The sequence below is a fragment of the Kitasatospora sp. P5_F3 genome (assembly GCF_054049135.1).
This window is the reverse complement of sequence record NZ_JBFUMY010000217.1, coordinates 1-429: the sequence shown is the minus strand read 5'-3', so window position 1 is coordinate 429 and position 429 is coordinate 1. Positions and strand designations below refer to the sequence as shown.

1 protein-coding gene is annotated in these 429 nt (G+C 69.9%); it reads left to right on the top strand.

What is annotated here, in order from left to right; genetic code table 11:
- Nucleotides 1–171: 171 nt before the first annotated feature.
- The coding region (locus ACXJMZ_RS37440) for a sigma factor (RefSeq protein ID WP_457034443.1) at nucleotides 172–429 on the top strand (258 nt) is incomplete at its 3' end.

Sequence of the window (429 nt, the reverse complement as noted above, 5' to 3'; positions counted from 1 at the left end):
GGCCCCGGTGGCGGCGCCGGCCATTCAGGCCCGGACCAGGTAGATCAGTACCGGAACGCGTAGCCGGGGCCCAGTTGGATCCGGTCGGTCGGTGGCTCCGAGATGGTGTGTAACGTCCGGCCGGTGCTGCGGCGTGGGTGCTGTGACCGATGAGACCGGAAGGAAGATGCAGTGGGGGAAGCTCCCGCGGACTTCATGGAGTTCGCCCATGCCCAGAGCGGCAGACTGTTCCGAACAGCGTGCCTGCTGACCGGCGACTGGCACCTTGCCGAGGACCTGGTGCAGGAGACGCTGGCCAAGATGTACCGGTCCTGGCGGCGGATCGAGCGGTCGCAGGCACCCGTGGCGTACGCGCACACCGTGCTGACCCGGACCTTCATCTCGCAGCGGCGGCTGCGCCGCTCCGGGGAGCCTCCGGGGAGGGGGGGG